The sequence below is a fragment of the Ruthenibacterium sp. genome, from assembly GCF_017421385.1.
Taxonomy (GTDB): Bacteria; Bacillota; Clostridia; order Oscillospirales; family Ruminococcaceae; genus Ruthenibacterium; species Ruthenibacterium lactatiformans.
Genome location: NZ_JAFOIN010000072.1, coordinates 65,979 through 79,831, shown reverse-complemented (window position 1 = coordinate 79,831; position 13,853 = coordinate 65,979). Strand labels below are relative to the sequence as shown.

Here is a 13,853-nt window from a genome sequence, read left to right as displayed (position 1 = left end):
TTTCATGGGGAACAGTATGTATCATTACTGGAAAAGCCAACCCGAGGTGCTCCGGCAGATCCTTGAGCAAAGAAAATCACAGACAGAAGAATTTGTGAAGCTGTTTTGTGCGGTGAACCCGGATAAACTGTATCTGATCGGCAGCGGCACTTCGCTGAATGCGGAGCGTGCCGCCGCAGGATATATGGAGACAATGTTGGATGTGGACGTATGCGCGGTACCCTCTTCACGCATCCCGCAGCTGCGGGGCGAACGGCCCATGGTGGTGTTTATCTCGCAGGGGGGCTCGTCCACCAACACGCTGCAGGCGATGGAACAGCTTGCCGCCTACCCGTCCATCAGCATCACGGGGGAGGCGGAATGTGAGATCCGGCGGCGCAGCAGCCATCATATGCTCATCGGCTGCGGGGAAGAGCTCGCGGGCCCAAAGACGGTAGGATATACAGCGTCGGTGCTTTGTTTTTACATATGCGCGCTGGAGGCCGCTTTGGCTGCCGGGACGATCGGGCCGGATAAATACGATGCGGAGATCGGTGTGCTGGACCTTGCTGTGAACCAGATGGAAGAAAATATCCGGCGCACGGAAGCATGGTTCCGGCGGAATCAGGATGAACTGGTGCAGATTCGCAAATATGTACTGGTCGGGTGCGGCAGTGCGTTTGCAGCCGCCACAGAGGGATGCCTGAAAATTCTGGAGACGATCAAGGTGCCGTCCATGAGCTTTGAATTCGAAGAGTATCTGCATGGGCCGATCATTCTGACAGACCGGGAACTGGGCGGGGTGTTCTATATCAGTGACGCGCCCGGAGAACGGGAGCGCATGATGGAGCTGGCGCGCTGCCATGCCCATTTTTCGCCCTATGCCTATATGGTCACCACGGATGAGTCGATCCAGGGGGCGAAAGTGCTGCATGCTCTGCGCACTGGCCATGACCACACGCAGATTTTTGAAGCGGTACTGCTCCCTCAGCTTTTGGCGGCACGGGTACCGGAGCTGCTGGGGTTGGCCGAGGGGTCGCCGGCATATGATCTGTATACGAAAAACTGTCCCACCAAATACAATAACGGAAGATAAAGGCAGGGCAAGATGATATGAAATATATCTTAGGCATAGACAGCGGCGGTACCAAATATCTTGTCCGGGCCTGTACCCCGGGGGGCGGCGTGGTCGCGGAGTACGTCGGGCCTCCGGCGCCGCATTACCGCCTGGAACGTGAAGAAGTGATCAAACGGGTCAATGCAAATATTGATGCATGCCTGGCCAAATTCGGAGGTTCCCGCAAAGAATGCGTTTATCTTGTGTGCGGGACGACAGGCTTGGATACGGACCGGGACCAGCAGGCGGTGGATGACATTTACAAAGGCCTTTCCGGCTTTGTGTGTCCGGTATTGTGTGTAAATGACGCGCAGGTGGCGCAATTTGCCGTCACCGGGGGAGTGGGCGCAGTCGTTATTGCCGGCACCGGTTCCATTGCGTTCGGCTGCAATGAAAAAGGGCAGACGGCACGGTGCGGCGGCTGGCCTCCCTGCATCTTCGGCGACGAAGGATCGGGAAGCTGGATCAGCATGCGCGCACTGAATCATCTGAGCCTTTTGATGGACGGCAGGGCCCGGCCGTCCATCCTCAGCAGGATGCTCAACGAGGTGCTGCATTTGGAGCGCAAGGAAGATCTGATTGGCGTGTGCATCGATATTGAACATATGTGCTGGAAAAATCCGGGCCTCGCAAGGGTCGTGGACCAGGCGGCCGAGCAGGGCGATCCCTATGCGGTTGAAATACTCAAAGAGGCGGCGCGTCACACTTTTTCGCTGGGAGATGCGGTTGTACAGCAATTGCATTTTGCAGAGCGGCCGGTATTCCGAGTGGGAGCCTGGGGCAGTGCGATCGTGAAAAGCAAGCTTCATTTTCAGTTTTTTCAAGAGCTGTTTACGGAGAAATATGACAATGTTGAGGTGCTCATTGCCCGGGAAGATGCCGCGATGGGAGCGTGCAGGATCGCCCAGGCGCGATTGAAGGACGCAGAATGATCAGCCGAGGCCCCGGTGCAGCGCGTCCAGCGCGGCCGGGGCCTTTTTACAGGCTGCCCTGTGTATGAAACAATGGAAGAGAGGGGCATTTTGGACATGAAAAGAAGGATCATTGATTTCCACACGCATCTGGGGGATATTTTTCACGACAGCAGAAACATCGTATTCCATCCGCAGCTTCATTTCCCCCCCTATCCGGACCCGTTTGAGGATTTGGCGCGGGATCATTACAGCCGCGCGCTGGTTACGGAAAACCAGGAGGAACAGAATATCCTGATCGATGCCGGTCAACTGAGGACATGGGAATACGGAAGCCTGGAGGCGACACAAAAGGCGCTGGATGAAAACCATATCGATTATGCGGTGTCGCTGCCCGTTATGCCGAATTCCAGCTTCGAAGAAGCGCTGGCCGCCTCAAAGCTGGAGCCGAGGCTGCTCCCGTTTACAAGTGCGGACTTCCGCCTTCCCATCCCGGAAATGAAGGCCAAGCTGAAAAGGGATATCATAAGGGGCGCAAAAGGGTTAAAGCTGCATCCCATTCTGCAAAATGTGCCTCTCACGGACGAACGCACTTACGCAGCCGTAGAGGTGTTTGGAGAAATGGGCCTGCCGATCACTTCACATTGCGGGATCAATGATTATTATAAGCCGGGAAGTAAATATCAGCCTCTGGCGCCAAAGGAATATGGAGAGCTGCATTCTATGCTCGCGTTGATCGAGCGGTATCCGGATTACATCCTCATTCCCGCGCATGCCGGAGGAGATTGCGGCTGGGAGTACGAGGAGCTGGCGCAGGCTGTTCACAGGCACGGCTGGAAAAATGTGTATACAGACACATCGTTTAAAAACGCAAAGGTCATGCGGGAGCTGGCCGGATTGTTTGGCGAAGATAAGCTGTTGTTTGCAACCGATTATCCCTTCGACGGGATCACACAGTCTGTTGCAGCCTGTGAAGAGGCTTTTGCGGACGACCCTGTTCTTGCGGACAAGGTGTTTTACGGAAATGCAGCGAAGCTGCTTCATTTATGAGGAAAGGCGGATGTAAAATGGAATTTACATTGCTGCAGGAAGCCCGGATACTGTATGGCGCAGGGAAGGTACAGGAAACAGGGGCGCTGCTGCGCCGGCTCGGCGTGGACAAGGCGCTGGTAGTCTGCGACGAGGGCGTGAAAAAGGCGGGTATTGTGGAGCGCGTAACAAACAGCCTGACACAGGCACAGGTGGAGTTCGCACTTTTTGATAAAGTACAGGCGGACCCGCCCAGCGAAGTCGTGGACGAGGGTGCGGCTTTCTGCAGGGCGGAACGGTGCGGCGCTGTAATAGCAGTGGGCGGGGGAAGCAGCATCGATACGGCAAAGGGAATCAATTTGCTGCGCTGCAATCCGGGGAAAATCATGGATTACGCCGGGCAGAAAAATGAAATGAAAAAAGCGGGCGGCCTTGTGGCGGTTCCCACGACGGCGGGTACCGGGAGCGAATTGTCGGACGGCCTGGTCATCACCAGCCCCGAACACGTCAAATGCCCGATCCTGGCAACGAACGCGATGGCGGAGTATATTGTTTTGGATCCTTTGCTTACGGTGGGGCTGCCAGCAGGGCTTACGGCGTCCACGGGAATGGATGTTTTGGCACACTCCGTGGAATCCTACACATCAACGGCGGCGTCTGTCCCGACAGACCAGATCAGCGAGGGAAATATTCGTTCGGTCATACAATGGCTGCCTCTGGCGGTGTCATATCCGGACGCGGTAAAACCGCGGGAACATATGGCCGTGGCCAGTATGCTGGGAGGCTGGATGCTCCGGTACGGGCATACGCACGCAGGGCACTCCGTGGCGCATATACTGGGCGCACGGTGCGGCATTCCGCACGGATATGCATGTGCCTATGCGCTTCCATGGGTTCTGGAATTCAATGCCCCGGCTCTCCCGGAAAAAACGGCCGCGGTGGGGCGGATGTTCGGATGTTCATTTACAGGCGCCGAAACACCACAGCAGGCCGGCATGGCCGTCCGCCAGGCTGTCATAGCCTTCAGAGATGAAACGCTGCGTCTGCGCCCGATTTCGGGCTTTGCCGAACGGCCGGATGACGGTATGCTGGATCGGATGGCGGCGGAAATTGAAATGGAATTGTTCCAGGCGTTTAATCCCCGCAGGATGAAAAAGGAAGATGCACGGATAATATTGGAAAATATATTTTCATAGACAAAGGCAACAACAGCAGCAGCCGCGTCCATCTGCCCCATGGATGCGGCTGCTGCTGTTGTTTTATGTCTCCGAGATCGTCAGATGGAGGACGGTATCCGTTTCATCCGGCAGGGGGAGCGTTTCGTTGGCCTGCGCTGCCAGGCTGAGAAACGCAGTTTGGGGATAATTCTGCACGGCCCAGCCGCTTGTCAGGATGTCCGCCTCTGCGCCGGTTGCGAGCACGCGTGCGGAGCGGATGGCGGCGGGCGAAAGCCCTGTGAGCGCCAGCGGCCCCACGGGCTGCTCCATGACGTGGAGATAAAGGTTTTTGCCGCGGGCGGTGGCGCGGCAGCCGAACGCGGCGACGGGAATGGCGCTGGCGCCGCATCCGTAAATGCTGTCGGCGTTCAGGCGCATCCATTCGCCGATCTCGCACAGAATGCGGCGGGACTGCGGCGGGATATTGCCGCGGGCGTCCGGCCCGACGTTCAGCAGGTAATTGCCCCCCTTTGAGACGCATTCCACCAGCTGGCGGATGCAGGTGCGCGCCGTTTTGAAGCACCGGTCCGCGGCCGTGTACCCGAAGCTGTTGTTCATGGTCTGACACGCCTCCCAGCAGACCGGCGTCCCGTCCGGGCGGCACAGGGGCGCGGGCGGCAGGATCTGCTCGGGGGTGGCGAAGTCTCCCGCCCAGGGCGTGGGCGCGCCGGAGAGCAGGCTTCCCAGCGAGCCGCCGCTCGCCTCCAGCCGGCTGTTGAGCAGGATGCCGGGCTGCAGCGTGCGCACCATCTCTACAAGTTCTCCGGCACGCCAGTCCTCGCCACAGTGTCCGTCGTAGGAAAAATCGAACCAGAGCAGGTCCAGCTTTCCGTAGTTGGTGCAAAGCTCCCGGACCTGTGCGTGCATATAGTCGAGATAACGGCTGAAATCACAGCGCTCCTCCCGGCGGACGTCCGTCCCGCGCATGGGGTGGAAGGGGTCGTTGTAAGCGGGATAGTCGGGATGGTGCCAGTCAACCAGGGAATAATACAGCCCCACACGAAGCCCCTCGGCGCGGAAGGCGTCGACGTATTCCCGCACCAGGTCGCGCCCGGCGGGGGTGTTTGTGGCTTTGTAATCGGTATAGGCGGAATCAAACAGGCAAAATCCTTCGTGATGCTTTGCTGTGAGCACGGCGTATTTCATACCTGCCTGTCTGGCCATGCGCGCCCATGCGCGCGGATCGTAATCAACGGGGTCGAATGTGCGGAGATATTCTTCGTAGCGCTCGGGCGGGACGCGGCCGATGCTGGCATACCATTCCCCCTTGGCGGGAACGGCGTAAAGCCCCCAGTGGATGAACATGCCGAAACGTGCGTCGCAAAACCATTGTATGTCAGCCATTCCGAGCGACCTCCTCCAGCAGACGAAACAGCCGCAGGCGCGCGGCCGCCACCGCCGCTCCGCTGCGGGCATAGCTGCGGAACGTTGTGCATACGGTGCGGATCAGTGCGTCGGCCTCGCCGGGGGCGGCGTCCACAGCCTGCATGAGCAGCTCGTAGTCCTCGGCGCCGGCGCGCTGGGCCTCGAAGCGCATGCTGCGCCACGGCCTGCCGTCCTTGCCGGGATAGACGATATGCGCGTCCCCGGCGGGCAGCAGCGCGCCCTTATGGGGGCAGCAGGCGCTGTGCCAGATATCGTCCCCGATGTAGTAATTGAAACCCCAGTGCAGGAATCCGGACAGCCGGTAAAGAGCGCCCATCCACAGCACGGTACGGCTCACGGCAAGCGGCAGATCCATGCTGCGGTTCATGGCCGGCCCCGCCGGGAAGGCGCAGGTGTAGAACCACATTTCTTCGCCTGCGGCCTGCAGGGCCGTATATTCCTCCCGCCATTTTTCATAGGTGTCCTGCTTGGGTACCCAGATGTCGACGCCGCCGCCCAGGTTCGTTGTTTCCACCGCGTCGAGAATGGGCACGCCGGGCAGGAATTTGCGGCATATGGCGGCGAGTACACGGTAAGTTTTGTCGTTGTGCGTCTGCGGCTCGTCGGCCAGCGCCTGCGTTATGCGGCCCTGCCAGCCGTTGGCACGGATGACCTGGGCCCACTGGGAAAAATACAGGCGCAGCTGCAGATATCCCTGCGGAGTGCTCACGCCGGTGGTGCTGTCCCAGTTGGGGTAATACTCGCTGTCGTCCCATTCGTGCCAGTGGGCCACATGCCCGCCGCACAGAAAGGCGGCGCCCTCTTCCAGGGCGATGCGGCCGGCCTGCTGCGCAAAAGAAAAATCGAACCCGGCCGGCGCGCCGTCCCGATACACCGCTTCGCCCGGCGGCAGCAGGATATGCGTGCAGCGCATGTCGAGCTGTGCCCGGACATAGCTTCGGAACGCCTGCCAGTAGTCCGCCCCGCCTCGGACAAGCCCGTGCTGCCGGACGGGGCCGTCGTAATCAAAAAAATTGAGCATGCTCAGGCGCGCCTGTGCAGGCGGCGGGACCACCGGCGCATGCACGGTGCAGCGGACGGAAAGCTCCGCCTTGTCCGCACCCACTGTAACGGTGAGCGTGCCGGAATATTCCTCGGGCGTTTCATCCGCGGCAGCCTCTGCACAGAGATAAAGCGCAAGCCGTGTTCCGTCCGGCGTTTCCGGTTCCGTCAAAGGCTTCAGCGCGTCAAAGACCTCGAAGGGGGCTTTGCGCGTGACGAATTCCCGGCAGCTTTCGTAGTCGGTCGTCGTCATCAGCGTGGGCGAGGTGTTTTCGTTTACGCCTACCGGGAGCAGACGGTACAGCCGCACCGCAGGCCCGCGGCCGCCGTCCCAGCGGAGCACGGCGGAAAGCGTTCCGGAGAGTATGCCGCCCAGAAGCTGGGCGCCGTCGTGGCCGCCGCGCGGCAGATGCAGGCTGATGCCGGACAGCGCGCTGTGCGCGGAATCGGGATACAGCCATTCGGCATCGCTGAAAACGGAAAAATGCATGTACCTACCCCTCCTGCGGTTGTTCTTCCGGCTCAATGGCCGGGATATAAACTGTGACTGTGGTGCCCTTGCCCGGCCGGCTGACGCAGGACAACCCGAACGGTTCGCCGTAGGCCAGGCGCAGCCTGTCCTGAATGTTGCGCACGCCGTATCCGCCGGGAGTGGCTGTGATCTGGCCCGGCGCGGCAGGGGAAAAGTTGGAGAGCAGGGTGGCTTCATCCATCCCCACGCCGTCGTCCTCGATGGTGATGCGGATGCCGTCCGGTTCACGGCGCACCGCCACGGCGAGGCGCCCGCATTTTGACGGCTTTTCAAAGATACCGTGGATGATTGCGTTTTCAATCAGCGGCTGCAGCACGATTTTGATGATCCGGCATTGGGCGGCGGCAGGGTCAAGCGCCCACCGGACAGAGACGCGGTTTTCGAACCGCAGATTCTGGATTTCCACATAAAGCTGCGCGTGCTTGAGCTCATCGGACAGGGGGATCACTTCGCGCCCCTTGCTGAGAGAGAGCCGGTAAAAACGGCCCAGCGCGTTCACCATACGGCTGATTTCGGGCACGTTGCGGCTGATGGCGGTGCAGTTGATCAAATCCAGAGAATTGTACAGGAAATGTGGGTTGATCTGGGCCTGAAGTGCTTTCAGCTCAAGGTTTTTGATTTGGCGTCCATATTCCACCCGCTCTTCCATCAGCGTGTCCACGCGGTCCATCATCTGATTGAAGCCGTCCATCATCTGAGCAATCTCATCGTTGCCCGACGGCTCCAGCCGCACGGTGACGTTGCCTTTTTCCACAGCCTGCATCGTGCCGGTAAGCTGAGATATCCGCTTTAATGTGGACTGGCTGGTGAGATATGCCAGCAGATAGGCCGCCAGGGCGACGGCTATGACAATAACGAGCATTTCAATGCTCAGCTCATGGCTCAGGCGGAAAACGTCACGGTAGGGCAGGATGCTGGCGATGCGCCAGCCCGACGGGCCGATGCCCTTGGACTGCACATAGTAATCTGTGCCGTTGGCCTGTATGGTCGTCCATGCGCCCGCGCAGGAACCGTGCAGCTGCTCCACCAGCGTGTCCAGACGGGAGAGAGGAATGTCCGGATCGGACGCGAGCAGGACCTCGTCCCCGCGCAAAAGCAGCAAAAGACCGTTTTCGGTGATGGAGGTGCCGCTCACCAGCTCCTGTACCCGGCGGGCGTCGATATCCGCGCGGAGGATCGCCAGCGGCTCCTTTACGCTGCGCGGATTGTATACCATCTGTATGGAGGAAAAGCACGGCTGCCCGGTTTCGGAAGATTCCCCAAGGTCGGCCGGGGCACACCACAGCCGTCGGCGGCCCTGCGCGGCGGCCTGATACCAGCCGCTCTGCTCTATCCGGCTGATCTGGACGATATTTGTCCTGGTGTTGGAGTAGGGGTAATCGTTTCCGACATAAAGCCGGATGCGGTCCACACCGGACAGCACACGCAGGTGCTCGAAGGTGGTGGCAAGCTGGTCGGAATCCTCCAGACGGCGGATATATGTAAAGTCGCGCGGATCGTTGGAGGCCATCGTATAGATTAGGGAATCTGTGGACAGGATGTCGATGACACCGTCCAGCCGGCCCAGAAGATGCTCCAGAGACAGGCAGGTATCGTCAAAGGCATTCTGCGCGGCCGAGAAGGTCTGCTCCTGGATAACGCTTTTCACGCGAAGATAGGCATAGAGGGAAAACATCCCCAGCGGGATGACGATAAGCAGGAAATAAATACAGAGCAGCTTGCTGCGCAGCTTTCCGCAGGAGGTGGACCACTGCAGCCACCGCAGGAGACTATTCTTCATATGAATGCCTCCCCCTGTACTCCCTGGGCGAAAGCCCCACCTCCCGAGTGAACAGCTTGACAAAATATTTTCCGTCCCCGTAGCCCACGGCGTTGGCTATCTCGTAAAGCCTGCGGCTGGTTCCCGCAAGAAGCTCCTTCGCATGGTGCAGGCGTATTTCCGTTAAACGCTGGTTGACCGTTTTGCCGCAGCTTTTTTTGTATGCGGCGCACAGGTATGAGTTGGTGAACCCAAGCTCCCCGGCGATGCTCTGGACGGTGAGACCGCAGTTGCGGTAATGGGCCTCGATGTAATTTTCCACCCGAACAGCGATATCGGGACAGGAGGGATTCAAAGCGGAAAAATAGTCCTGCGCGGTCCGGCGCAGAATGTCCCACAGGCCGGCAAGCGTTTCCTGCCGTACCGCGGTGTACAGCAAAAAATCCGTCCGCTCGGTGACGGCCCGGACATTGTGGCTCTCGGCCGCATGCAGAAACAGAAAGATGATCTGGCAGTACAGGTGGCGCAGATATTCGGGGGACGTGCCCTCGCACCGGCTGATCTCTGCGTACATCCTGCCCAGCGCGGCGAGCGTTTCCTCTCCGCGGTTGCTCCGAATCAGCTTTTCCAGCTGGCTGAGCGCGCTTTTCCCGCAGGAAAACACCGTCTGGTTCATAGGCCTTTCCGGGGAATGCCCGCCGTGGAAAAACAGCTCCTCCTCCGTGGGCTGCGCATGGCGCAGCAACTCCGCCGTTACCTCCCGCAGCGCGGCAGTGATCTCGCTCAGATCCAGCGGCTTTTCTACATAGCAGGCGGCCCTCAGCCGGATGGCGCCCTTCAGGTATTCCTTGTCGGAATAGCCGCTCAGAAAAATGAACTGGCACGCGGGCAAAAATTCCCGCACGGCGGCCGCCATTTCCAGCCCGTTGCGCCGCGGCATTTTGATGTCGCTGATGATGATCTCGGGGCGGAACCTGCGCGCCTGCTCCACGGCTTCCTCGCCGTCGGTGGCCAGATGTACCTGCGTTACGGAAAGTTCCTCCCACGGGATATGCTCTTTCAAAACGGTGCGCGGCATCGCCTCGTCGTCGGCAATCAGAACGGTAAAGCTCATGGCATTCATCTCCTGCCCGGATTTGTTGTCTCAATAATATATAAAATGCGACAACTATTCAAGTGAATTTAGTTCAAAAAATAAAAAACAGGCCAAACAACATAATTTTGCCCTCCTTTCAAAATTTTGTCCCGTTGTTTTTGGATGGCGGCTTTGTTAGGATAAGAACAGCGAAACCGGGCGCCGCAGGACGCACGAAGGAGGAGACGCGATGAAGAAAAAAGGAAGCCCGCTGCTGCGTGACCTGCGGGAGAACCGCACAAAGTGGCTCATGCTTGTGCCGGCTGCGGTGGTGGTGATCCTGATGTGCTACATTCCCATGAGCGGGATCGTACTCGCCTTCAAGGCGTACAATTATCACGATGGCATTTTCGGCAGCCCGTGGGTCGGGCTTGAAAACTTCCGGTATTTTTTTCAGTCGGGAAAGGCGTGGACGACGACGCGGAATACGGTGCTTTACAATATCGCGTTTTTGTGCGTCAATACATTTTTGCAGATCGTGTGCGCCGTGCTGCTCAGCGAGCTGGCGGGGAAATATTTCAAACGCATCACGCAGTCGGTGATGTTTCTGCCGTACTTCATCTCCTGGGTGGTCGTGGGCGCATTCATCTACAATATGTTCAATTTTGAGTTCGGCGCGGTGAACAGCTTTCTGCGCTCGGTGGGGCTGGCGCCCGTGGACGTATACTCCAATAAAAACGCATGGCCGGTTATACTCATCGTGGTGAGCGCTTTCAAAAATGTGGGCTACGGCACAGTGATGTATCTGGCGAGCATCGTCAACATCGACGGCCAGCTGTTCGAGGCGGCAGACCTTGACGGCGCCACCATGTGGCAGAAGATATGGCATATCACGCTGCCGTGCATCCGCCCCACCATTGCGATCCTGTTCCTGATGGCAATCGGCACGATCATGAAGGGCGACTTCCAGATGTTCTGGCAGGTGACCGGAAACAACCCAATGGTGCTGGAGGTCACGGACGTGATCGATACTTATGTAACGCGCTCGCTGCTGGACCTGCAGGAATTCGGCATGACAAGCGCCGCGGGGCTTTACCAGTCCGGCCTGTCGTTCGTGCTGGTGCTGCTTGCAAACTACACGGTAAAGAAAGTGGAGCCGGATTATGCGCTGTTCTGAGGCGGCGCCTGCCGGAAAAAAGGAGGCTTTGCCCATGGCGGGCGCAAAAAAACGCGCAAAAAAACCGGTCGGCCGGGACCGTGTTTTGTTCAACATACTTTCCTATGCGGTGCTCACGGCGCTTTCGGCGGCATGCCTGCTGCCGTTCCTGCTGGTGCTCAGCGGCTCCGTGTCCGAGCAGTATTCCATCCAGCTGCACGGCTACCGGCTCTTCCCGGAAACCATCTCGCTGGACGCATACAAAATGCTGTTCCGCATTCCGCAAGAGCTGCTGCGGGCCTATGGCGTTACGATTTTTGTGACGGCCGTGGGAACCGTCCTGGGGCTCTGGCTCACCAGCATGGCGGCGTACGTGCTGTCCAGCCGCGATTTCAGGTATCGCTACCAGGTGTCGTTTTTCTTTTACTTCACCTCTATTTTCGGCGGAGGATTGGTGCCGTGGTACATTTTTAATACGAAATACCTGCATTTTCACAACAGCGTCATCGCGCTGATCCTGCCCATTCTTATCAATGTGACATATCTGTTGATTTTGAAAAGCTACATGACGAGCATCCCGGAGGCGCTGTATGAATCGGCAAAGCTGGATGGCGCGGGGGATTTTACCATCTACTTCCGCATTGCGCTGCCCCTGTGCAAGGCGGGGCTGGCCACCGTGGGGCTTTTCATCGCGCTGAATTACTGGAACGACTGGTACAACGCGATGCTGTTTCTGGACGAGGGCAGCCGGAACCTGTACCCGCTGCAATACTTCCTGAACAATATCCTGACCAAGGCGCAGGCGATGAACGCCGCCGCCGCGCGCAGCGGCATCCCCGCCAGCGACGTGCCCAGCGAACCGATGAAGCTGGCGATGACGGTGGTCGCCACAGGCCCGATCATCCTTTTGTATCCGTTCCTGCAAAAATATTTCGTCAAGGGCGTTACCATCGGAGCGGTAAAGGGATAACGGGTGGAACCGAAAAAATTCGCAAGAATTTTGAATAAAAAAGGGAGGAACGATCTATGAGAAAGAAAACACGTTTTTGCGCATTTCTGGCGGCGCTGACGATGGGGCTCGGCATCCTGAGCGGCTGCACGGGCGCGCCCGCGTCCAGCGCACCGGCACAGACGGCTTCCGTCTCCGCGCCGGCGTCCGGCGCGCAGGCGGGAGAGCCGGACACGTCCGAGGCCGTCACCCTGACGATGTACCTGATCGGGGACCGTCCGGTGGACAACGACGAGGTGTTCGCAAAGATCAATGAAAAGCTGAAAGCGGAGATCAACGCCACAATCGACGTCAAGTTCATGAGCTGGGGCGAATATGAGCAGAAATACCCGCTGATCTTTGCGTCCGGCGAGGATTGGGACATCATTTATACGGCGGACTGGTGCTTCTACAACGCGCAGGCTACAAAGCAGGGCTTCTGGGAAATCACGCAAGAAGCGCTGGAGACCTATGCGCCCATGACGGCCGGCAGCATGTATCCCGAAGCGTGGGAACAGGCGAAGGTGGACGGCAGGGTGTACATGCTGCCTATGAATTACAAGGAGATTACCTCCTATGTATATCTGGTGCGCGGCGACCTGATGGACAAATACGATATCAAATCCGTTGCGTCCCTGGACGAGGCGGAGGCTTACATGGACGCCATCGTGGCCAATGAGCCCACGCTCATCCCGTTGGACGTCGGTTCGGACTACGACAAGCTGTTCGTGTTCGACCGTATGTGGCAGAAAGCAAACTGGGAATCCGAGGAAAAGGTAACAGGCGTCGGGTCGTGGCAGGCGATGGCCAGCGTCAGCGAGCTGGACGACGGCGCGGCGGTAAAGGGCAACTTTGACCAGCCGGAATTCCAGGGCGTCATCGAGCGCCTTAAGGATTGGAAGGACCGCGGTTTCTGGAGCAAGAACGCGGTGGTGAACACGCAGAACAACACCGAGAGCTTCCAGGCGGGAAAATCGGCGCTGGCGCTGTGCAACGTAAATACGGCCAAAAGCATCTATGCGCAGATGACGGCCGAGCACCCGGAATGGGACGTGCGTGTGTTCGACGCGCAGGAGGATGTTCCCCCGGTCCTGAACTCTTATCTGGCCAACGGCATGAGCATCTTCTCCAAATCCCGCAACCCCGAGCGTGCGCTGATGGCGCTGGATTACCTGCGCAACGACGCGGAGATCAACAACCTGTTCTGCTACGGCATCGAGGGAAAGCACTGGGAGGCCTCGGGCGAACACGGCCTGGTGTCTCTTCCGGACAGCACGAATTACGCCTATGACAGCAACTGCAACTGGGGCGTGCGAAACGATGCGTACTGGCGCGTTGTGGAGGGAGGCATTCCCAACTTTGAAGAGATGAATGAGGTTTGGAAGGAAAACGCCCGCAGCGGGCGCTACCAGACGTTTGTGTTTGACGACAGCAACGTGAAAAACGAAATCGCGGCCATCACTGAAATATTCAACACCGATTACAAGCTGCTGGGCCTGGGCTTTACCGACGACCCGGCCGGCGACATTGCAAAGCTCAAGGAAAAGATGGCGGCGGCAGGCGCGGAAAAGGTGTATGCGGAGATGCAAAAACAGGCACAGGCTTTTAATAAGGCCAACGGCGGCTGACGAAAAAATACTGCCGGGCAGCGGGGGCGGGGCAA

General features: G+C 58.5%; 11 protein-coding genes. 7 read left to right on the top strand and 4 right to left on the bottom strand.

The window, feature by feature from the left end:
- Positions 1–4: 4 nt before the first annotated feature.
- The 4 genes from IIY41_RS07845 to IIY41_RS07830 all read left to right on the top strand — a co-directional run bounded on the left by IIY41_RS07845 (position 5) and on the right by IIY41_RS07830 (position 4,232).
- Positions 5–1,075, top strand: coding sequence for an SIS domain-containing protein (locus tag IIY41_RS07845; RefSeq protein ID WP_050004945.1), 1,071 nt, complete (start codon positions 5–7; stop codon positions 1,073–1,075).
- Positions 1,076–1,092: 17 nt separating this feature from the next.
- Positions 1,093–2,028, top strand: coding sequence for a BadF/BadG/BcrA/BcrD ATPase family protein (locus tag IIY41_RS07840; protein ID WP_287400268.1), 936 nt, complete (start codon positions 1,093–1,095; stop codon positions 2,026–2,028).
- A 96-nt stretch (positions 2,029–2,124) separates the two neighbouring features.
- Positions 2,125–3,057 carry an amidohydrolase family protein gene (locus IIY41_RS07835; protein ID WP_270247823.1) on the top strand — a complete coding sequence of 311 codons (933 nt, stop codon included), beginning with the start codon at positions 2,125–2,127 and terminating at the stop codon, positions 3,055–3,057.
- Between the two features lie 17 nt (positions 3,058–3,074).
- Entirely contained in the window at positions 3,075–4,232 is a 1,158-nt protein-coding gene (locus tag IIY41_RS07830) for an iron-containing alcohol dehydrogenase (RefSeq protein WP_009324732.1), read from the top strand.
- 63 nt (positions 4,233–4,295) lie between these two features.
- Here the strand turns inward: IIY41_RS07830 and IIY41_RS07825 are convergent, their stop codons facing one another.
- Genes IIY41_RS07825 through IIY41_RS07810 form a run of 4 tightly spaced genes read right to left on the bottom strand, consistent with a single transcriptional unit; the run spans position 4,296 to position 10,085 of the window.
- The gene (locus IIY41_RS07825; protein WP_287400265.1) at positions 4,296–5,597 is read right to left on the bottom strand and encodes an alpha-L-fucosidase; all 1,302 of its coding nucleotides are present in this window, start codon (positions 5,595–5,597) and stop codon (positions 4,296–4,298) included.
- On the bottom strand, positions 5,590–7,170 hold the full coding sequence (locus tag IIY41_RS07820) for a DUF4091 domain-containing protein (protein ID WP_009324730.1): 1,581 nt from the start codon (positions 7,168–7,170) through the stop codon (positions 5,590–5,592). Before IIY41_RS07820 ends, IIY41_RS07825 begins: the two co-directional genes overlap by 8 nt.
- Positions 7,171–7,174: 4 nt before the next feature.
- Positions 7,175–8,992 (bottom strand): cache domain-containing sensor histidine kinase, encoded by a 1,818-nt coding sequence (locus IIY41_RS07815; protein ID WP_055081201.1) that lies wholly within the window; start codon positions 8,990–8,992, stop codon positions 7,175–7,177.
- The gene (locus IIY41_RS07810; protein WP_050004939.1) at positions 8,982–10,085 is read right to left on the bottom strand and encodes a response regulator; all 1,104 of its coding nucleotides are present in this window, start codon (positions 10,083–10,085) and stop codon (positions 8,982–8,984) included. The genes IIY41_RS07815 and IIY41_RS07810 overlap by 11 nt, the downstream gene beginning before the upstream one ends.
- 211 nt (positions 10,086–10,296) lie before the next feature.
- On the opposite strand from IIY41_RS07810, the gene IIY41_RS07805 reads away from it, so the two are divergent.
- From IIY41_RS07805 to IIY41_RS07795, 3 genes are read left to right on the top strand one after another with little or no spacing between them, the layout of a single operon-like run.
- Positions 10,297–11,223: an ABC transporter permease gene (locus IIY41_RS07805; RefSeq protein WP_009324727.1), complete on the top strand. Its 927-nt coding sequence runs from the start codon at positions 10,297–10,299 to the stop codon at positions 11,221–11,223.
- A gap of 34 nt (positions 11,224–11,257) precedes the next feature.
- Positions 11,258–12,172: a carbohydrate ABC transporter permease gene (locus IIY41_RS07800; RefSeq protein ID WP_009324726.1), complete on the top strand. Its 915-nt coding sequence runs from the start codon at positions 11,258–11,260 to the stop codon at positions 12,170–12,172.
- A 56-nt stretch (positions 12,173–12,228) separates the two neighbouring features.
- Complete coding sequence (locus tag IIY41_RS07795) at positions 12,229–13,818, top strand: ABC transporter substrate-binding protein (protein WP_287400262.1); 1,590 nt, start codon at positions 12,229–12,231, stop codon at positions 13,816–13,818.
- The last annotated feature ends 35 nt before the right edge of the window (positions 13,819–13,853 follow it).

What these genes read in the sequence shown, in the direction of transcription:
- IIY41_RS07815 (WP_055081201.1), bottom strand. Translation starts at nt 8,992, where the DNA reads ATGAAGAATAGTCTCCTGCGGTGGCTGCAGTGGTCCACCTCCTGCGGA.
- IIY41_RS07830 (WP_009324732.1), top strand. Translation starts at nt 3,075, where the DNA reads ATGGAATTTACATTGCTGCAGGAAGCCCGGATACTGTATGGCGCAGGG.
- IIY41_RS07800 (WP_009324726.1), top strand. Translation starts at nt 11,258, where the DNA reads ATGGCGGGCGCAAAAAAACGCGCAAAAAAACCGGTCGGCCGGGACCGT.
- IIY41_RS07810 (WP_050004939.1), bottom strand. Translation starts at nt 10,085, where the DNA reads ATGAGCTTTACCGTTCTGATTGCCGACGACGAGGCGATGCCGCGCACC.
- IIY41_RS07825 (WP_287400265.1), bottom strand. Translation starts at nt 5,597, where the DNA reads ATGGCTGACATACAATGGTTTTGCGACGCACGTTTCGGCATGTTCATC.
- IIY41_RS07805 (WP_009324727.1), top strand. Translation starts at nt 10,297, where the DNA reads ATGAAGAAAAAAGGAAGCCCGCTGCTGCGTGACCTGCGGGAGAACCGC.
- IIY41_RS07845 (WP_050004945.1), top strand. Translation starts at nt 5, where the DNA reads ATGGGGAACAGTATGTATCATTACTGGAAAAGCCAACCCGAGGTGCTC.
- IIY41_RS07835 (WP_270247823.1), top strand. Translation starts at nt 2,125, where the DNA reads ATGAAAAGAAGGATCATTGATTTCCACACGCATCTGGGGGATATTTTT.
- IIY41_RS07840 (WP_287400268.1), top strand. Translation starts at nt 1,093, where the DNA reads ATGAAATATATCTTAGGCATAGACAGCGGCGGTACCAAATATCTTGTC.
- IIY41_RS07795 (WP_287400262.1), top strand. Translation starts at nt 12,229, where the DNA reads ATGAGAAAGAAAACACGTTTTTGCGCATTTCTGGCGGCGCTGACGATG.
- IIY41_RS07820 (WP_009324730.1), bottom strand. Translation starts at nt 7,170, where the DNA reads ATGCATTTTTCCGTTTTCAGCGATGCCGAATGGCTGTATCCCGATTCC.